This is a genomic window from Geomonas silvestris (assembly GCF_014193515.1).
Taxonomy (GTDB): Bacteria; Desulfobacterota; Desulfuromonadia; order Geobacterales; family Geobacteraceae; genus Geomonas; species Geomonas silvestris.
This window is the reverse complement of sequence record NZ_BLXX01000011.1, coordinates 1-18,275: the sequence shown is the minus strand read 5'-3', so window position 1 is coordinate 18,275 and position 18,275 is coordinate 1. Positions and strand designations below refer to the sequence as shown.

Annotated in this window: 15 protein-coding genes; 9 read left to right on the top strand and 6 right to left on the bottom strand. The window is 62.0% G+C overall.

Features of this window, described 5'->3' with window-relative positions; genetic code table 11:
• Positions 1-91: 91 nt before the first annotated feature.
• The gene (locus GMST_RS15860) at positions 92-733 is read right to left on the bottom strand and encodes a response regulator (RefSeq protein WP_198424568.1); all 642 of its coding nucleotides are present in this window, start codon (positions 731-733) and stop codon (positions 92-94) included.
• A gap of 275 nt (positions 734-1,008) precedes the next feature.
• Here GMST_RS15860 and GMST_RS15855 point away from each other — a divergent pair, with 275 nt between their 5' ends.
• From GMST_RS15855 to GMST_RS15820, 8 genes are all read left to right on the top strand, one after another.
• Positions 1,009-1,692, top strand: a complete 684-nt coding sequence (locus tag GMST_RS15855) for a Crp/Fnr family transcriptional regulator (RefSeq protein WP_183355671.1) — start codon at positions 1,009-1,011, stop codon at positions 1,690-1,692.
• A gap of 333 nt (positions 1,693-2,025) precedes the next feature.
• Positions 2,026-3,648 (top strand): sensor histidine kinase, encoded by a 1,623-nt coding sequence (locus GMST_RS15850; protein WP_183355670.1) that lies wholly within the window; start codon positions 2,026-2,028, stop codon positions 3,646-3,648.
• 2 nt (positions 3,649-3,650) lie between these two features.
• Complete coding sequence (locus GMST_RS15845) at positions 3,651-4,028, top strand: response regulator (protein ID WP_183355669.1); 378 nt, start codon at positions 3,651-3,653, stop codon at positions 4,026-4,028.
• Positions 4,029-4,186: 158 nt separating this feature from the next.
• A complete protein-coding gene (locus tag GMST_RS15840) occupies positions 4,187-6,697 on the top strand; it encodes a mannose-1-phosphate guanyltransferase (RefSeq protein WP_183355668.1) in 2,511 nt (836 codons plus the stop codon).
• Between the two features lie 47 nt (positions 6,698-6,744).
• Positions 6,745-8,955 (top strand): glycoside hydrolase family 57 protein, encoded by a 2,211-nt coding sequence (locus GMST_RS15835; protein WP_183355667.1) that lies wholly within the window; start codon positions 6,745-6,747, stop codon positions 8,953-8,955.
• 264 nt (positions 8,956-9,219) lie between these two features.
• Positions 9,220-10,254, top strand: a complete 1,035-nt coding sequence (locus tag GMST_RS15830) for a galactose-1-phosphate uridylyltransferase (protein WP_183355666.1) — start codon at positions 9,220-9,222, stop codon at positions 10,252-10,254.
• A gap of 166 nt (positions 10,255-10,420) precedes the next feature.
• On the top strand, positions 10,421-11,881 hold the full coding sequence (gene glgA / locus GMST_RS15825; protein ID WP_183355665.1) for a glycogen synthase GlgA: 1,461 nt from the start codon (positions 10,421-10,423) through the stop codon (positions 11,879-11,881).
• Entirely contained in the window at positions 11,878-12,060 is a 183-nt protein-coding gene (locus GMST_RS15820; protein WP_183355664.1) for a hypothetical protein, read from the top strand. Before glgA ends, GMST_RS15820 begins: the two co-directional genes overlap by 4 nt.
• 146 nt (positions 12,061-12,206) lie before the next feature.
• On the opposite strand, the gene GMST_RS15815 is transcribed toward GMST_RS15820, so the two are convergent.
• The 5 genes from GMST_RS15815 to GMST_RS15795 all read right to left on the bottom strand — a co-directional run bounded on the left by GMST_RS15815 (position 12,207) and on the right by GMST_RS15795 (position 17,081).
• Complete coding sequence (locus GMST_RS15815) at positions 12,207-13,226, bottom strand: hypothetical protein (RefSeq protein WP_183355663.1); 1,020 nt, start codon at positions 13,224-13,226, stop codon at positions 12,207-12,209.
• A 79-nt stretch (positions 13,227-13,305) separates the two neighbouring features.
• Positions 13,306-14,106 carry a peptidoglycan editing factor PgeF gene (gene pgeF / locus GMST_RS15810; protein ID WP_183355662.1) on the bottom strand — a complete coding sequence of 267 codons (801 nt, stop codon included), beginning with the start codon at positions 14,104-14,106 and terminating at the stop codon, positions 13,306-13,308.
• Positions 14,107-14,267: 161 nt separating this feature from the next.
• Positions 14,268-15,239, bottom strand: coding sequence for an RluA family pseudouridine synthase (locus GMST_RS15805; RefSeq protein WP_183355661.1), 972 nt, complete (start codon positions 15,237-15,239; stop codon positions 14,268-14,270).
• A gap of 86 nt (positions 15,240-15,325) precedes the next feature.
• Complete coding sequence (locus tag GMST_RS15800; RefSeq protein ID WP_183355660.1) at positions 15,326-15,589, bottom strand: hypothetical protein; 264 nt, start codon at positions 15,587-15,589, stop codon at positions 15,326-15,328.
• Between the two features lie 58 nt (positions 15,590-15,647).
• Positions 15,648-17,081, bottom strand: a complete 1,434-nt coding sequence (locus GMST_RS15795) for a DegQ family serine endoprotease (RefSeq protein WP_183355659.1) — start codon at positions 17,079-17,081, stop codon at positions 15,648-15,650.
• A 169-nt stretch (positions 17,082-17,250) separates the two neighbouring features.
• On the opposite strand from GMST_RS15795, the gene GMST_RS15790 reads away from it, so the two are divergent.
• On the top strand, positions 17,251-17,844 hold the full coding sequence (locus GMST_RS15790; RefSeq protein WP_246399745.1) for a helix-turn-helix domain-containing protein: 594 nt from the start codon (positions 17,251-17,253) through the stop codon (positions 17,842-17,844).
• The last annotated feature ends 431 nt before the right edge of the window (positions 17,845-18,275 follow it).

The following is an 18,275-nucleotide window of genomic DNA, read 5'->3' as shown; positions in this document are numbered from 1 at the left end:
ACGTCGTTATCTAATGTAAGTTTCGGCGGAAGACTCCTTCCGCTGTAGAGCGACTCTTGCTGAAAATAGCGTAGTGTATACTCTTATCCGATTACGTGCTCAGGTTGTGTTTGATGGCGTAACTGATTACTTCCGCATTGCTTTTAAGCCCCAGCTTGCTCATGACCCGGGCGCGGTAGGTGTTCACCGTCTTCACGCTGAGGAACAGTTCCCCGGCGATCTGGGCCGGGCTTTTCCCGGCACCGGAGAGCCGCAGGACGACGAACTCGCGGTCGGTCAGGTCCTCATGCGAGATCACCGTATGCGCGGGGCCGGCGGCCAGGTGCCCGGCCAGGTGTTCGACCAGCCCGCCGCTCACGTAGCGTCCCCCCGAGAGCACCTTGCGCACTGCCGCCACCAGGTCTTCGGGGGCGCTGTCCTTGGCGAGGTAGCCGGCGGCCCCTTGGGTGAAACAGCGGATGGCGTACTGGTCTTCGGGGTACATGCTGAGGATGATGATCGGCAGCCTGGGAGCCGCGCGGTGCAGGGACTTGAGCAGGTCGAGCCCATTCACCCCCGGCAGTGCGATGTCCAAAAGCACCAGGTCGTAGTTCCCGCCGGTCACTAGCCGCAGCGCCTCCTGGGCCTGTCCCGTCTCGTCGCAGCTGACCTCGAGATCCCGGCTTTGTTCCAGAATCCGGATCACGCCTCTACGGACCAGGGTGTGGTCATCGACTACCAGTATTTTGCGCACGCTCACCTCGTCGCCTGCCGATTTCACGCTCCGCCTGAGGGGACGCCAATGGGGCCCTGGGGGGCGGCGGAAAACCTGTATACGGCTCTTCTGACAAAAGATAACATTTTCTTTCCTTATCGGTTCGTAGCGGAAATCCTTTAACTTATTTATGAAATTCTCAATGTTTCCTTGTTTCAGGCGCTCCGCCCCCGATGGGGCAGGAGTCGGGGCGGCGCCCGGTCGGGGTCATTTTTTTTTTGCCTCTTAATGTGCTTTGCGGTACAAGGGTGGGTATGGAAAACAAAGAGATCATCAAGAAGACGCTGCTCTTCTCCGGACTGGACGAGGAGCATCTGGCAGAGGTCGCGGAGATCGCGGTACGCCGCCCGTTCGCCAAGGGGGAGAGCCTCTTTGTCGAGGGTGAGAAGGCGCAGGGGTTCTACCTTTTGGCGGAAGGGTCCCTGAAGCTGTGCAAGATCTCCCCGGACGGCCGGGAAAAGGTGCTCCACATGGTGCATCCGGTGGAGACCTTCGCCGAGGCCGCCTTTTTCGGCGACGGCAACTACCCCGCCGAGGCGCGCGGCGTGGAGAAGGGGGAAGTCCTCTTCTTCCCGCGGGAGTCCTTCATGGGGCTTTTGGAAAGAAACCCCAGGTTCTCGCTCAACCTGATCGCCTCGCTCTCCCTGCTGCTGCGCCGCTTTGCGCGGCAGATCGAGGAACTCTCTTTTGCCGACGCGCCGGCGCGGCTCGCCTCGTACCTCATCGACCTGGCCGGGCGCAAGAGCACGAGCTTCCAGGGGAAGACCTATCTGGAGCTCGACATGCGCAAGGGTGAGCTCGCCTCGCGCCTGGGGACGGTGAGCGAGACACTGTCGCGCACCTTCCGCAAGCTCAAGGACGACGGCATCATCGAGGTGGACGGCAACAAGGTGATCATCCTCAACATGGAGCGCCTGAAGCTGATCGCCGGCCGCTAGTCTGCGCCGGTCCGCCGTGACCGGCCCGAAGCGACAGGCACATTCATTTTTTCTCCCCCGGGAGCCGTCCCCGTGCCAGGCGACGGCTCCCGGGCCTCCCCTTTCCCCTCCCCAGTTGCAGCCCCTGCGCGCTACGCTTCTTTCGGTTCACCCCGCCAGTGCGCTCGCCTTGGCCCGGGATTCGAGCTCCCCTCTGGTAACTCCTGTCACGCAAATGTTAATTAATAATTTTATGTAAAAATCTCGCAGACCCTTGTCACGGTTCAACCTGCTGCTATACTTTTGCCGTTTCAGCCTGTTGCTATCTTTTCCTTGGCGGTGCGGAGGGGACGCTTGGATTGGGAATGCTGCTGGAGTAAGGACGAAATTACACCGGAGGGGTGCCCGTACATCGGAGACGGCGAGGAGGATCTCTACACCTCGCACCGGCGCAGGGTGGTGGAAAAGTGCGTCGAGTGTCCCCGGTTCAAGAACGACCTGGCCCGCCTAAAGAGCACCGGGCACCCGCTGGCCGAGGTGCTCCCCTATATCCTCACCGAGTTCCAGGAGCAAAAGGCGCAGATGGGCGCCATGCTCAGCTTCCTGAACAGCAAGACCCGCGAGATCAAGTTCCTGCGCGAGGTGGGGCTGGTGCTGCAGACCTCCCTGGACCTCGACGAGGTGCTCTCCGTCGCCATGACGGCGATCACCGCCGGCAAGGGGTTCGGCATGAACCGGGCCTTTTTGTTGATGACCGACAAGGAACGCCGCAACATCCGCGGCTACCTGGGGGTAGGTCCCAAGAACTACGAGGAGGCCTGGCATACCTGGGAGGACCTGAGCCGTTCCAACTTCACCCTCAAAGAACTCGCCAAGAACTTCCAAAAGACCAAGCTCACCTCCGAGAAGGTGAAGTTCCACGACATCCTCTCCCTGCTCACCGTGCCGCTTTCGGATCAGGGGCACATCTTCAACCGGGCGCTGCGTAGCAAAAAGCCGATCCTGGTCGAGAACGCGCTCAACAACCCGGACCTGGACCGGGGCCTCGCCCGCATCCTCGGGGTGGACACCTTCCTGGTGATGCCGCTTATCTCGCGCAACCGGCGCATCGGCGTGATCATCGCCGACAACTGCATCACCCACAAGCCGATCACCCTGCAGGACATGCAGTCCCTGGAGACCTTCGCCTTCCCGGTCGCCTTCGCCCTGGAGCGCGCCTCGCTTTACGAGAGGCTCCAGGAGGAGGTGGCCAAGCAGAAGTCGGCGAACCTGAAGCTGAGGGAGCAGCAGGAGCTCATCGTCAAGATGGAGAAGATGGCCCTGGTGGGGAAGATCACCTCCTCCATCGCCCACTCCATCAGAAACCCCCTCATGGTGATCGGCGGCTTCGCCCGCACCCTTTTGAAAGGGACCGCCGAGGACGACGAGCGCCACGGCTACCTCGAGTCGATCGTGCGCGAGACGCGCCAGCTCGAGGAGGTCCTAAGCGAGGTGCTCGATTACTCCGAGTCGCTCTTCCCGGTGATGGACCTGTGGGACCTGAACAAACTCCTCTCAAGCGCCATCGACGAACTGGGGACCACGCTCGAGGAGAGCGGGGTGGTCTGCCGGCAGGAGCTTGCCAACGAGCTCCCCATGGTGCGCATCGACTACAAGCAGATCAGCTACTGCGTGAAGACCATCATCTCGACGGCACTCGCCGCCATGGAGCGCGGCGGAGAGCTCAAGGTAGAGACGGAGCTCGACGGCGACGGCGTCCTGGTGCGCATCAGCGACAGCGGCACCGCGCTCACCCGGCAGGCGCAGGAGGCGCTCACCGCCCCCTTCTACCTCACCCAGGAGATGGGTGGGGGCGTCGGACTCTCGTTGTGCAAGACCATCCTGGAGCGGCAGGGGAGCTCCCTTTCCATCATGAACCGCCCCGGTGGCGGAAATACCTACAGTCTCAGGCTCAGTACCCGCAAGGAGGCGATCTGAAGATGACACAACTACTGGTGGTGGACGACGAGGCGAATATCCGGCTTTTGTACGCGCAGGAACTGAGCGACGAGGGGTACCAGGTGGTGACGGCGGGCTCTGCCCTGGAGGCGGTCGAGAAACTGCAAAGTAACGCCTTCGACCTGGTGGTACTAGACATCAAGCTGAAAAACGAAAGCGGCATCGAGCTGTTGCAGCGTATCGTCAAGGAGCGCCACAACCTGCCGGTCATCCTGTGCACCGCTTTTTCCTGCTACAAGGACGACTTCTCGGCCTGGCTCGCCGACGGCTACGTGGTGAAATCGAGCGACATGCAGGAGTTAAAAGACGAGATCAAGCGGGTACTCGCCAAGAGGCAGAAGGCGCAAACGGCAGGTTAGGTTGAGGTTAAGGTTGAGAAGAAGGCTTCTACGCAGCCTGAACCGATCAACAGCAAATATGCAGAGATCCTGTACCGGTCGGGCTGTCAAGGCTTCTCCTCAACCTCAACCTCAACTTGATATTTCCTGATGTTATTTTTCCCAAGGAGGATTGACCTATGAAGGCTGTCATCATGGCGGGGGGCTTTGGTACCCGCATGCAACCGCTTACCTGCAACATCCCCAAACCGATGGTTCCGCTCATGAACCGTCCCATCATGCTGCACATCGTGGAACTCCTGAAAAAACACGGTATCACCGACCTGGTGATGCTGCTCTACCACCAGCCGAGCGTCATCAAGAACTTCTTTAGGGACGGCGCCGACTTCGGCGTGCGCATCACCTACGTGACGCCGCTCGAGGACATGGGGACCGCGGGCGCGGTGAAGTACGCCGAGAAGTACCTGGACGAGCGCTTCCTGATCATCTCGGGCGACCTTCTGACCGACTTCAACATCCAGAAGGTGATCGACTTCCACGAGAACAACAAGGCGCTCGCCACCATCACCCTCACCTCGGTGAAGGACCCCCTGCAGTTCGGCGTGGTGATCACCGACAAGGACCGGCGCATCACCCAGTTCCTCGAGAAGCCCGGCTGGGGCGAGGTGATCTCGGATACCATCAACACCGGCATCTACGTCCTCGAGCCCGAGGTCTTCAAGATGATCCCCGAGGGGGAGAACTTCGACTTCTCCCAGGACCTCTTCCCGCTCTTGTTGAAGAAGAAGGCGGCACTCTTCGGCTACCCGGTGAAAGGGTACTGGCGCGACATCGGCAACACCGACAGCTACCGCGAGGCGCACCACGACATCCTGAAGGGTAAGGTCAACGTGAAGATCGACGAGCCCAAGAAGGACCTGGTGGGGAAGGACCTGAGGATCGGCACGGACGTGCGGCTCGGCGAGGGGACCCTCATGGAGGGGACCGTGGTGGTGGGGGACAACTCCCAGGTGAAGGCGGGGGCCCAGATCAAGGACTCGGTGATCGGCAGAAACTGCACCATCGAGCCCGGCGTGAAGCTCACCCGCTGCGTGATCTGGGACAACGTCTTCATCAAGAAGGGGGCGAAGATCAACGACTGCGTCCTGTGCAACAACGTGAGCGTGGGGCAGGCGACCGTGATGGAGGAAGGGGTCGTGGTGGCCGACGACACCTCGATCGGCGAGGACAGCTACTTAAAGCGCGACGTGAAGGTCTGGCCGCGCAAGGTGATCGAAGCCGGCTCCACAGTGACCGACAACCTGATCTGGGGCGAGCGCTGGAAGAAGTCGCTCTTCGAGGGTGAGATGATCAAGGGGCTCTCCAACATCGAACTCACCCCCGAGTTCGTGGCGAAGCTCGGGTGCGCCTACGGCACCTCGCTCCCCAAAGGGAGCCACGTCCTGGTGGGGCGCGACTCGACGCTCTCCTCGCGCATGCTGAAGCGCTCCTTTTTGGGGGGGATCCTCTCGGCGGGGGTGAACGTGCGCGACATCCGGATGATCTCGCTCCCCATCCTGCGCTACAAGCTGCGCACCTTCGGCGAGGTGGGGGGGGTGCACTTCCGGCAGAGCCTGGAGGACCCGGCCATCACCGAGATCGTCTTTCTCGACGCCGACGGCCTCGACTTCTCGAGCTCCATGGGGAAAAACGTGGAGCGCATCTTCTACAAGGAGAACTTCAGGCGCGCCCACTACCAGGAGCCCGGCGGCATCACCGAACTCCCCCAGGTGGTCGACTTCTACCGCGAAGGGTTCTTCAGGGGGCTCGACCAGCAGCTGATCCGCGGCGCGGCGTCCAAGGTGGTGATCGACTTCAACCACTCGGTGGCCGGCCAGATCCTCCCGCAGATCCTGAACGACCTGGGGGTCGAGGTGATCGGGCTCAACACCTACCTGGACGAAAGCCGCGGCTCGAAGAGCGCCGACGAGAAGCCGCACTCGCTGCAGCAGCTCTCCAAGATCGTGGTGACGCTGGAGGCGCAGGCGGGATTCTGGCTCGACCCGACCGCCGAGGAGGTGGCGCTCGTTGACGAGACCGGCAAGGTCTACCCCCCCGAGGAGCTTTTGCCGCTTCTGGTCGCTCTCATGCTGAAAAGCGGGGCCCGCGGTACCTTCGCCGTCCCGGTGTCGGCCCCCTCGGTGATCGAGCAGATAGCGGCGGAAAACGGCTGCGCGGTCCGGCGCACCAAGAGCGCCGAGCGCTCCATGATCGAGACCGCGATTTCCCCCGAGGTGATCATGGCCGGCACCATGAGCGGCCGCTTCGCCTTCCCGAAGTTCCAGGCCGCCTTCGACGGGATGTTCACCATCGCGAAGACCATCGAGCTCTCGGCTGCCGCCCGGCTGCCGCTCTCCAAGGTTTTAGGCGAGGTGCGGCGCAGCACCTTCTTGCAGGGGAAGGTCCCCTGTGTCTGGGAGAAGAAGGGGGGGATCATGCGCAAGATGAGCGAGGACAGCCTGGACAAGGAGGCGAGCTTCATCGACGGCATCAAGGTGAGTTTCGGCGAGGACTGGGTCCTGGTGCTCCCCGACCAGTACCAGCCGGTGGTGCACGTGGTGGCCGAAGGGAAGGACCCCAAGGCCGCGCACCGGCTCCTGGACGAGTACATGCAGAAAGTGGAGAAGTGGAAGAAGGAGCTGACGCTCTAGGCACGGACGGCGCCTTTTAGCCGGGCAGCCACAAGGAGAGCCAAGCCATGGCGGAACCGCTGTACGTGTCCTTTCTCTGGCACATGCACCAGCCCTTCTACAAGGACCCGGTCCAGGGGGAGTACATCCTCCCCTGGACCTACCTGCATGCCATCAAGGACTACTACGATATGCCGGCCATCGTTGACGCTTCCCCCGGCGCCAAGGTGACCTTCAACCTGGTCCCCTCCCTTTTGGAGCAGATCCAGGACTATGGCGCCGGCACCGCGGTCGATCCCTTCCTCTCCCGGGCGCGCATGGCGCCTGCCGACATGACCGAGGAGGAGCGCCTCTTCGTCCTGGACAACTTCTTCTCGGCGAACCGGCAGCGCATGGTGGAGCCGCACCGGCGCTACCTCGAGCTCTACTGCCTGGCCGGTGACGGCGTGGGGGGCGGCTCCCGGGACCGGCTGCGGGTCATGGGTGACCAGGAGATCCTCGACCTGCAGGTCTGGTTCTACCTCACCTGGACCGGCGAGGCGGCCCGGCGCCGTTATCCCGAGTTCCGGGAGCTCCTGCGCAAGGGGAAGAACTTCACCGCCTCGGACAAGCTTTTGCTCTTCGAGACCCAGCGCGTCCTGATCGGCGAGATCATCCCGCTCTACAAACGCCTGCAGGAAGAGGGGAAGGTCGAACTCTCGGTCACCCCCTACTTCCACCCGATCCTGCCGCTTCTCTGCGACACCCGTCTGGCCCAGAGCGCCATGCCGCGGGTCACCCTCCCCACCCAGCACTTCAGGCACCCCGAGGACGCCCGCAGCCAGGTGGACCGCGGCATCGCCTGCTTCGAGCGGCTCTTCGGCTGCACCCCGAAGGGGGTCTGGCCCTCGGAGGGGGCGGTGAGCGACGAGGCTTTGGGGATCCTCGCCGAGCGCGGCATCACCTGGACCGCCACCGACGAGTGGGTGCTCGCCAAGAGCCTGCCGCGCGGGCTGGGGCGCGACCGGGAGGCGCTCTACCGCCCCTACTTCTACCAGCAGGGAGAGAGCGAGACCGCCATCTTCTTCAGGGACCACGTGCTCTCCGACCTGATCGGCTTCACCTATTCGAAGTGGGAGGCCGAGCGCGCGGTGGCCGACTTCCTGGGGCGGCTCAAGGAGGTGCGCCAGCGCTGCCACAGCTCGGTGGTGGCGCCGGTCATCCTGGACGGGGAGAACGCCTGGGAGTACTACCAGGACAACGGGCTCCCCTTTTTGAGCAAGCTCTACCACTGTCTGGCCGGCACCCCCGGGCTCGCCCCGGCCACCTTCTCCGAGGTGCTGGAGTGGGTCCCCGAGCGGCGCACCTTGAGCCACATCCATCCCGGCTCCTGGATCAACGCGAATTACGGCATCTGGATCGGGCACCCCGAGGAGAACCTCGGGTGGGACTACCTCGCCCGGGCCAGGGCTGCCGCCGTGCAGCATAGCCCGGCGGTCGCTGCACTGCTCTCGGGAGACACCGCGCAGGCCGACCCCGCCCCGGAGGAGATCGGGGGGGAGGTGGCGGAGCTGGTGGTGCAGGCGCTCTACGCCGCGGAGGGGAGCGACTGGTTCTGGTGGTACGGAGACGACCACTTCTCCCCGCACTCCGCGAGCTTCGACCTGTTGTTCCGCCGGCACCTGATGAACGTCTACCGGCTTTTGGGGCTCGCCGTGCCGCGCGAGCTCTACGAGCCGATCAAGAAGCAGTCGCCGGCCGGCTTCGTCCGGGAGCCGGCGGCACTCATCACTCCTGCGATCACCGGGTTGGTGACCGACTACTTCGAGTGGCTGGCTGCGGGGCTCTACGACCTGACCAAGCAGTACTCGGCGATCCACGCCGGCGAAAACCTGCTGCAGTCCTTCTTCTACGGTTACGACCGGAACTTCTTCTATGTCCGGATCGACGGCGTGCAGTTCCTGGAGAAGTTCCTCAAGCGCGAGGACGTCGTGTCGCTGCACCTGATCCATGCCAACGAGTACCGTCTCGACATGCAGCTCGGGCTTTCCGAGAACCAGGTCATGGTGAAGGGGCCGGCGGGGTGGCAGCCAAGCGGCACGGTGGCGCAGTACGGCGTCGTGCGCATCGCCGAGGCGCGCATCCCGCTCGCGGTCTTGCAGCTTACCCCCGGGGACAAGATTTTCGCCTACCTCACCCTGACCCATAGCGGCGAGGAGGTGGGGCGCTGGCCGGTCGATACCCCGCTTTTGTTGAGCTACACCGGCCCGGATCTCGACCTGGAGACCTGGCTTATCTGAAAACCAAAGAAACGTTTCTATGTTCTATGTTCTACGTTCTCGGTTGAAAGGCGAGCCTGCCACGGTGCTGGTTGGTGGAAGGTGAGTGACGGTAGGGTCCGTGACCCTGCTGGCCAACAAAGAGCTGCCTCACGAAACGAAACCCAGATTCGTTAACGTAGAACATAGAACGTACAACATAGAACGTACAACATAGAACGTACAACATAGAACGTACAACATAGAACGTAGAGCATAGAACCTTTTTGAGGTTCTCGAGGTCACATGTCCGAACTCAGGTGGGATCCGCTCAAACAGCACTGGGTTATCATCGCGACGGATCGCGGCCGCCGCCCGCGCGATTTCCAGGTGGAACCGGAGACCGGCACCGTCACCAACTGCCCGTTTTGCTACGGCAACGAGGACAAGACGCCGCCGGAAATTTTCGCGATCCGCCCCGAAGGCGAGCCCAACCAGGCGAACTGGCGGGTGCGGGTGATCCCCAACAAGTTTCCGGCGCTGCGCATCGAGGGGGACCTGAAGACCCGCGGCTATGGCCCGTACGACGTCATGGAGGGGATCGGCGCCCACGAGGTGATCATCGAGACGCCTGACCACGACCGGCAGCTCGCCGACCTTTCGCTCCCCGAGATCACCGATGTCCTTATCGCCTACCGCACCCGCATCCTCGACCTGCGCGGCGACCCGCGCTTCCGCTACCTGGTGCTCTTCAAAAACCACGGGCGGCGCGCCGGCTCACCCATCTCGCACTCGCACAGCCAGCTCATCGCGGTGCCGCTCACCCCGCCGGTGGCGGCGACGGAGCTGAGGGTCTGCCAGGAGTTCTACGAAGCAAAGGAGCGCTGCATCTTCTGCGACGTGGTGCAGTTCGAGATAGCCGAGGGGGTCCGGGTGGTCAGGGAGTTCGGCAACTTCGTGACCGTCACCCCCTACGCCTCCTGCTTCCCGTTCGAGCTGAGGCTCTACCCCAAGCGGCACTCCTACGACTTCGCGCTGCTTGGCGATGCGGAACTCATGGAACTGGCCCAGGCCTTGAAAGACATGCTCTGCCGGGTGAAGCGCGTGCTGCGCGATCCACCCTACAACTTCATCCTGCACACCGCGCCCCCCCGGCAGCAGCGCCTGGGCAAACCCGAGTACTGGGGTTCCATCGAGTACGACTACCACTGGCACATCGAACTGGTGCCGCGCCTGACGCAGATCGCCGGCTTCGAGTGGGGGACCGGGTTCTACATCAACCCCACCTCGCCGGAGGACGCAGCCGTTTTCCTGCGCGAGGTCGAGCTGGATCTCGCCTGAAAGGGGGAGGTCCGAACCCCCTTTCAAGCGGTATACAGCGTTGACGGATGGGCCCGCGAGCTGTTAAGTGGTCCGGTCGAGCGGCGCGCTTCCCGAGAAAAATCTTTACTTAACCGCGCTTCTAATCTAAAATCACATATAATTTTAAGCTTTTAGAGGTTTCTCCATGAAGATTTTGTTCGTTTCCTCTGAGGTAACCCCCTTTGCCAAGACCGGTGGTCTGGCTGACGTGGCGGGTGCCCTTCCCAAGAATTTAAAGACCCTGGGCCATGATGTCCGGATCATGATGCCCTTTTACAGCAGCGTCGAGAAGGGAGGCATGGCGGTCAGAAAGGGGCGCAAGAGCGCCTCGGTCCTGATGGACGGCGTCGAGAAGAAAGGGTTCCTGCGCCAGGCCGCCCTGGGTGACATCCCGGTCTACCTCATCGAGAACAAGGAGTACTTCGCCCGCGAGGAACTCTACGGCACCGCTGAAGAGGACTACCCCGACAACTCGCTGCGATTCTCCTTTTTCTGCCGCTGCGTTCTCGAGCTGCTGAAGAAAATGGACTTCCGTCCCGACATCATCCACTGCCACGACTGGCAGACCGCGCTCATTCCGCACTACCTGAAGCACGAGCGCAAGCACGACCCCTTCTTCGCCAAGACCGGCGTCATCTTCACCATCCACAACCTGGCCTACCAGGGGCTCTTCCCACCCGAGGAACTGGAGGGGATGGGGCTCTCCAAGGAGTGCTTCACCATCGATGGGCTCGAGTTCTACGGCAAGGTGAACCTCCTGAAGGGGGGGATCGTCTCCGCCGACCTGGTCACCACGGTCTCCGAGGCCTACTGCCGGGAGATCCAGACCCCGGAGCTCGGCTGCGGGTTGGAGGGGGTGCTGCACAACCGCAAGGAAGACCTGTACGGGATTCTGAACGGCCTCGACTACGAGGAGTGGAACCCGGCCATGGACAAGGACATCATGAAGAACTACAGCCACGCCTCGCTGTCGGGCAAGCTGGTCGACAAGATCGGTCTGCAGCGGCTGATGGGGCTTGCCAGTGCGCCCGAGGTCCCGCTTTTCGGGATGGTGTCGCGTATGGTGGCGCAAAAAGGGTTCGACCTGATCGCCGAGCTGTTGCCGCAGCTTGCCAAGGCGCCGCTGCAGCTGGTGGTGCTCGGTACGGGCGAGGAGCGCTTCGTGAAGGCCTTTGCAGACATAAAGGCGGCTGGGGCCCGCAACATCGCCTGCGCCACCGGGTTCGACCACGCGCTGGCACCGAAGATCTACGCCGGCAGCGACATGTTCCTCATGCCGTCCTCCTTCGAGCCGTGCGGCCTTGGGCAGTTGATCGCCATGCGCTACGGGTCCGTGCCGGTGGTGCGCCGCACCGGTGGCCTGGCCGACAGCGTCTTCGATCCGCAGGATAGCGACAAGACCCCCAACGGCTTCGTTTTCGACGAGTACACCCCGGAAGCCCTGTGGGACGCCGTGAACCGGGCCATCACCGCCTACCAGGACCGGGCCTTCTGGAAAAAACTGATGCGCCGCGGCATGAGCAGCGACTTCTCCTGGCAGAATTCGGTGCACAAGTACCTGGAGCTCTACCGCAAGGCCCTGGCGCGCAAAGGGGTTGAGGCATGACGCAGGAAGTCGAAGGCGGCGATGAGATAGAGGAACTCACCAAAGAGATCCGCAAGCTCATCGAGAGCAACAAGCAGTTCCTGGCGCGGGTGAACGACGAGGACTTCGACGACGGGGAAGAGGCCGAGGCGCAGGAAGGCGAGGCCGAATCGGATGACGAGGATTTCGAGGAACTCTAGCCCCGACATGCCAACACACAACTGATCATGAACCGGAAACAAAGAGGCCGGTGCTGGGATTGAATCCCGCACCGGCCTCTTTTTTTTGCGTCCGTGCTGTCGGGGTTACTGATGAGGATGAGCGAGGCTCCCTCCCGCAGCTGTGGTTATTTTGCCGGGGTCTCCGGCACGATCTCTTCCCGCATGCCCGGTTCCTGGATCCCCTGCGGAGCCGGGGCCGGTGCCTCCTGGACCGCGGGGGGCTGCGGTGCCACGGGGGCCGGTGCTGCCGCGGGAGCCGGTGCGGCGCTCGCCGGTGCCGCGGGGTGGGCCGGTTCCAAGGCTCCGGTCGGAGCTGCCGCCGGGGCGGTCTCTTTCTTGCCGCCGAAGAGCGGCTGGTACTTCTTCATGAGGCTTATGATGTCGTCGAACTGGTCGGCGTACACGGAAGAGACCGGCGGACCGTTACTCACCGATTTCTCGGTCTTCGCGAGGGACTTGGTGATGCCGGCGATGGTCTTGAACTTCACGTCCACCTTGTCGCTCAGGTTGGCAGCCGCCTCGTCGAAGTCAGGGTACTGCAACGAGAGCAGCATGGGATAGGAGAGCGGCATCGACTTCTTGAAGTTCGGGTATTCCCAGATGATCTCGCCGTCGCGGTCCACCAGCTGCGCAGACATCGCCAGGAAGTTGTAGTCGGTCTCCAGGTAGGAGAGCAGGTTGCTGGCGTAGACCTTTTCGGGCCTCGTGATCCCGTTCACCACCACAAGGAGCAGGGCGTCCAGGTTGTTCTCGGCGGCCAGGCGCCGGACCTCGTCCTTCTTGTAGAAGTACTTGTTGTAGATCACCCCGGCGTCTTCCCGCCGCTCGCGGTTTTGCAACAGCGTCGAGAAAAGCCTGTTGGGATCCCCGTCGACGGGGCGGACCGAGTAGAAGGTCCCGGTCCCCCTGAGCCGGGCGGTCAGCTCCTTTTCGTTCTTCGCGTTGAAGGTCTGGATCAGCGCGACGAGCGAGCTTTTGTCCGGGTGCCGCAGGTCGGAGTCCGCATCGGTGAAAAGGGATGCCACGCCAACCGTCTTCACTTTTTTCTCCAGGGTCTCCTGGGGAATGTTGTAGTAGTTGTGGGCACAGCCGAACATGCTTACGGTTACTGCGACTAACAGGGCCAGCTTGAGAAACGACCGCATCGTACCTCCTCCTGTAGTGGCGTGCTGTCGGCACACCGTGATAAAATGCACTGCGCCGCGGCGAAAGGCGGCGACCGTTTTATTCAGCTTCCAGCATGATGAAGCCCACCTGCCTGCCGGTATCGCCGCCGTCGCGCCGGTAGGAGAAGAAGAGCTCCTGGTTGCAGCATACGCAGAGTTCCTCGGCGTCGACCTGGCCCGCGCCCAGCCCGGCATCCCGCAGCTGCTGGCGGTTCAGGCCGGAGAGGTCCAACTGCCATTTCCCTTCGGAGGCGCCGGGCCTGCTGTAGAGATCCCAGGCGGCGCCAGCCTTCTTGAAGGCGTCCCTGACCGGTGCGTCCACCTCGTAGCAGCACTGGGAGATGCAGGGGCCGATGGCGGCCTGGATGTCCTTCGTCTTGCTGCCGAAGATGTTCACCATCGCCTCGACACCCTTGCCGGCGATGTTGGAGACCGTCCCCTGCCACCCCGCATGCAGCGCCGCCACGACCTTTTGTACCGGGTCGTGCAGCAGGACGGGGACGCAGTCCGCGACGCAGACCGCGATCATCAGGCCCGGCTGGTTGGTGACGATGCCGTCGCATTCCAGCTTGAGGAAGTGGTTGAATTCCGGGTTCGGCGTGTCGATGACCAAAAGGTCGGTGCCGTGCACCTGGGTGACTGTGAGAAAACGGTCCAGCGTGGTGCCGAAGCTGCGGGCCAAAAGGCTGCGGTTTCCCTCGACGTTGTGCGGGGAGTCCAGCGTATTGCTCCCCAGGTTAAGGGAGTTGTAGGGAGGGCGCGAAACCCCTTCGTGGCGGGTGGTGAATCCGGCGGCGACCGCCTTGCCGCCCAATTGCGGTTTCAGATACTGAATCTTCCCTGCCTTGCTCATTTCCATGACAATTTACCTCGTGTTGATTCTGGTGCTGCCAGTACAAGTGGTATCGTGTTCGACGCTCGATTACCTTTAGCGCCTGCGTGATGATCCGTCCCATCGGTCGGATCCGTGGCGCGCGAACTTTTTCCGGGGGCGGCAATGCCGACCTCCCAAACCCTCGGCTACTCCGCCTCTTCCTGCGGGTACTTCTCGTCCAGGTAGGCGACGATCCGCGCCATGTCAGGCGGCAGCTCGGTGTCGAACTCCAGGAACTCGCCGCTTACCGGGTGCAGAAAACCGAGCGTCTTTGCGTGCAGCGCGTGGCGCCCCATCTCTTTGATCAGCTTCTTGAGAACCGGATCCTTGAGATTGGCCAGGCGGGCGCCGCCGCCATACAGCTCGTCGGCCACCAGAGGGTGCCCCGCCTCCGAGAGGTGCACCCTGATCTGGTGCGTGCGGCCGGTCTCCAGGCGCAGCCGGACCAGCGTGAGGCCCGGGTACCGGGAGACGACCCGCCAGTGGGTGACGGCGTGTTTGCCGTTACGGGCTTTCCCGGACATCTTCGTGCGCTCGACCGGGTGGCGGCCGATCACCGACTCGATGCGCCCCTTGTCTTCTTTCAGGTTCCCGTAGACCAGCGCCAGATAGACACGCTTGATGGTGTGCGCCTGGAACTGCTCGGAGAGCGCGTAGTGGGCGCGGTCGCTCTTGGCAATCACGATGGTCCCCGAGGTGTCTTTATCGATGCGGTGCACGATGCCGGGGCGCAGCTCGCCCCCGATGCCGGAGAGGTCGGTACAGTGGCCTAAAAGGGCATTGACCAGCGTGCCGTCGGGGTTGCCGGCGCCGGGATGCACCACCATCCCCGCGGCCTTGTTCACCACGACGACCTCGCCGTCCTCGAAGAGGATCTCCAGCGGGATATCTTCCGCCTGAGGTTCGGCAGGCACCGGAGGCGGCACCTCGACGACGATGCGCTCGCCACCTTTGAGTTTCAGCGACGGCTTCTGCACCTTGCCGTTCACGGTGGTCTGCCCCGTCTCGATGAGGCGCAGGGCGGCCGAACGGGTGAGCTCCGGAACGGAGCGGGAGATGAAGCTGTCCAGACGTTCGGGGTCCGTGTCGCCTGGAAAGATAAGTTCGATAGGTTCCATACTGCGTAAATTCCCTCGGTAAAAAAAGCTCGGGCGCGTTTCTGAGGAAGCGCGCCCGGGCGGTTAATGTCCTGGTGTCGGTATACCTACCAGATGGTCGATTCGATCTTGCCTGCCCGCTTGATCAATACGTCGACCACCGCTATGTCGAAGATGTTGGAGGTGGCGATCTCCGGCGTCACCCGGGACTCGAAGTGCTCCCGCCCCTCGGTGAGGGCGTCGTTTAACAGCTCGAAGATGTTGTCTTCCTTGATCCCCTGCTCCACCTTGTCCCGGTTGTAGATCGCCACGTCGGAAACGATGGCTCTGGCAAGCCGCCTGGCCTGGTCCCGGTTTTCTATGAGGCTCATGTATCTCCCCCGACTGGTTTTATCAGCGGATCACTATACGCAGTTTTTCCGGAGCTGACTACTTTAATTTTAAGGCGAAGTAGATGTTCGCGTTGCCCCGCCTGATGAGCAGGGTCGCCGCACCTTTGGCGACGGCGTCCTTGATCGCCCTCTGGTAATCGCCGAGATTGCGGACCTTGCGCTGGTTCACCGCCAGGATCACGTCGCCGCGCTCGATGCCGCTGTCTTCGGCGATGCCGCCGGGTTCGAGATCGCTCACCACCACGCCGGAGAGCCCGCGCGACTTCTGTGCCGCGCTCAGATCCTGAACCGAGAGTCCGAGGGCCCCCGCCTCGCGCTCGGCCGGGCGCTGGGTCTGGGCAGGGGCGCTCTCGGCCGGCGCGGTGGTCACGTAGACCTTGATCGGTTTGCCGTCGCGGTAAACCTCGACTTCCACCTTCTTGCCGACCGGCGTGTCGGCGACCACCCGCTGCAGCATGCGCACGTCCTTCACCGTGGTGCCGTTGAAGGAGGTGATCACGTCTCCCTGCATGATCCCCGCCTTGGCCGCCGGGCCGGAGGGAACCACGTCGTTCACCAGGGCGCCGTAGGTCTTGGGGAGCCCGAAGGAGCGCGCCATGTCGTCGGTGACCGCCTGGATCGAGATCCCGAGCCAGCCCCGGCTTACGTTCCCCTTGCTGATAAGTTGCGTGACCACCTGCTTGGCCATGTTCACGGGTATAGCGAAGCCTATCCCCTGGCCGGCGGCCACGATGGCGGTGTTGATGCCGATCACCTCGCCGTTGACGTTGAGAAGCGGTCCTCCCGAGTTGCCCGGGTTGATGGAGGCGTCGGTCTGGATGAAGTCCTCGTAGGTCTCGATCCCCATGTTGGAGCGGCCGGTTGCCGAGACCACCCCGACGGTGACCGTGCGGTCCAGGCCGAAGGGGTTGCCGATGGCGACGGCCCACTGACCCACCTGCAGCTTGCTGGAATCCCCCAGGACGGCAGCGGGGAGCGGCTCCTTGGTGTTGATCTTGATCACGGCGATATCGGTTTTGGGGTCGCTCCCAACCACCTTGCCGGCGTAGACGCTTTCGTTGGAGAGTTTCACCTGGATGGATTCGGCGTCGCGCACCACGTGGTCGTTGGTGACGATGTACCCCTCTTTGTTCAGGATGAAGCCGGAGCCGAGGCTGCTCTCACGCCGGTACTGGGGGCGCATGCCATGCTCGCCGAAGAACTCATCGAAGAAGGGGTTCGCCTCGAAAAAGGGGCGCACCAGTTTCTTCTTCCCGACGGTGGAGATGTTAACTACCGAGGGGGTGACGTTCTTTACCAGGTTGACGAATGCTTGTTGGGTGCCCAGGATATCCTTTGGTACATCCTTTACCGGAGCATCAACACTCTCTTTTCTGTTTGACTCGTAGAAGGTTGGTTCTTGCTTTCTCTTACAGGCAGCGAGAACACAGATAACCATTAGACAGGCGATGAGGATACGTGCACTTTTCATGGAGCACTCCTTGGCTGTTCTGCTAGGGCTGAAACCCAAAAAAGCCTAGCCAAAAAAGGAATTGATGTCAACCCCTTCGGGTATTTAGGAATCTCTGCTGGGTTAGTGTAAATACCCCTTGACGACCGATACAGTTTTGCCTATATATGTGCCTATCAGGGGGTGCTCCGTGCAAGAGAAGATCAAGCAGGAAATTCGTGAAATGAAGCTGGGGGAGAAGGTGCGGGGACTTCGTCAGGAGCAGCGTCTCACCTTGCAGGCGCTTGCCGACATGACCGGGCTCTCCAAGCCGCTGTTGTCCCAGATCGAGAACGATCAGGTGACGCCGCCCATTGCCACCCTGCTGAAGATCGCCAAGGGCCTTAAGGTCGGCATCCACTACTTCTTCGAGGAAGCTACCGATCGCCAGAAGTTCGTGCTGACCCGCGGCGAGCAGTCGGTGGGTACCCAGCGCCGGCCTGGTAAAGATGCCGCCCAAGGGTATGTATATAAGCCGCTGGCACCGGGGATGCGCGAGAAGAAGGTTGAACCGTTCCTGGTCGAGTTCGAGGAGCGCGAGTGGGATAACTCGCTTTTCTACAGCCATGAAGGTGTCGAGTTTCTCTATATCCTCGATGGCGAGCTCGAGTTCCACTATGCCGAAGAGGTGATGCGCCTCATGCCGGGTGACAGTATCTATTATGAGTCTTCGGAGCCGCACGGCTATGTCTCGGTCGGTCCCACCCGCGCCCGCGCCGTTGCGGTCCTCTACACCAAGGGCTAGGTCCGGGCAAGGCGCCCGCGCCACGCACTGAGGTTGTCAAAGAAACCGGCGGTTTCCTTAGCCTGCACGTCTGGGCCTGGGCGATCGCCGTTTTTTTCTGGTTGACGCCAGGTTCTTCGTCGCTAAACTCTAAAATTGTTGCGCCTCCTTCCGATACTGTTCCTTGCCCGAGTAATCCCCTCACCTGAATTGAACCTCCACTGGAATCGATGGGCCGGGTTGCCATATATGTAGTGTGCAGTTGGATCCTTGGTGTGTTAGAGAAAATTATTCATTAAGGTATCGGAAAAGGGTTGACGCCCTCGAGATGCTTTGCTATAAAACGGGACTCTGTTGCAGCACTGCTCTCCGACAAACAAATAACCGCCCTGGCCAGATCGCTTCACGGATCGGCCGCCGAAAAAACCTTGAAACTTTTTGTTGACAGGTTG

What these genes read in the sequence shown, in the direction of transcription:
- GMST_RS15835 (WP_183355667.1), top strand. Translation starts at nt 6,745, where the DNA reads ATGGCGGAACCGCTGTACGTGTCCTTTCTCTGGCACATGCACCAGCCC.
- GMST_RS15845 (WP_183355669.1), top strand. Translation starts at nt 3,651, where the DNA reads ATGACACAACTACTGGTGGTGGACGACGAGGCGAATATCCGGCTTTTG.
- GMST_RS15830 (WP_183355666.1), top strand. Translation starts at nt 9,220, where the DNA reads ATGTCCGAACTCAGGTGGGATCCGCTCAAACAGCACTGGGTTATCATC.
- GMST_RS15805 (WP_183355661.1), bottom strand. Translation starts at nt 15,239, where the DNA reads ATGGAACCTATCGAACTTATCTTTCCAGGCGACACGGACCCCGAACGT.
- GMST_RS15795 (WP_183355659.1), bottom strand. Translation starts at nt 17,081, where the DNA reads ATGAAAAGTGCACGTATCCTCATCGCCTGTCTAATGGTTATCTGTGTT.
- GMST_RS15855 (WP_183355671.1), top strand. Translation starts at nt 1,009, where the DNA reads ATGGAAAACAAAGAGATCATCAAGAAGACGCTGCTCTTCTCCGGACTG.
- GMST_RS15820 (WP_183355664.1), top strand. Translation starts at nt 11,878, where the DNA reads ATGACGCAGGAAGTCGAAGGCGGCGATGAGATAGAGGAACTCACCAAA.
- GMST_RS15815 (WP_183355663.1), bottom strand. Translation starts at nt 13,226, where the DNA reads ATGCGGTCGTTTCTCAAGCTGGCCCTGTTAGTCGCAGTAACCGTAAGC.
- pgeF (WP_183355662.1), bottom strand. Translation starts at nt 14,106, where the DNA reads ATGGAAATGAGCAAGGCAGGGAAGATTCAGTATCTGAAACCGCAATTG.
- GMST_RS15800 (WP_183355660.1), bottom strand. Translation starts at nt 15,589, where the DNA reads ATGAGCCTCATAGAAAACCGGGACCAGGCCAGGCGGCTTGCCAGAGCC.
- glgA (WP_183355665.1), top strand. Translation starts at nt 10,421, where the DNA reads ATGAAGATTTTGTTCGTTTCCTCTGAGGTAACCCCCTTTGCCAAGACC.
- GMST_RS15840 (WP_183355668.1), top strand. Translation starts at nt 4,187, where the DNA reads ATGAAGGCTGTCATCATGGCGGGGGGCTTTGGTACCCGCATGCAACCG.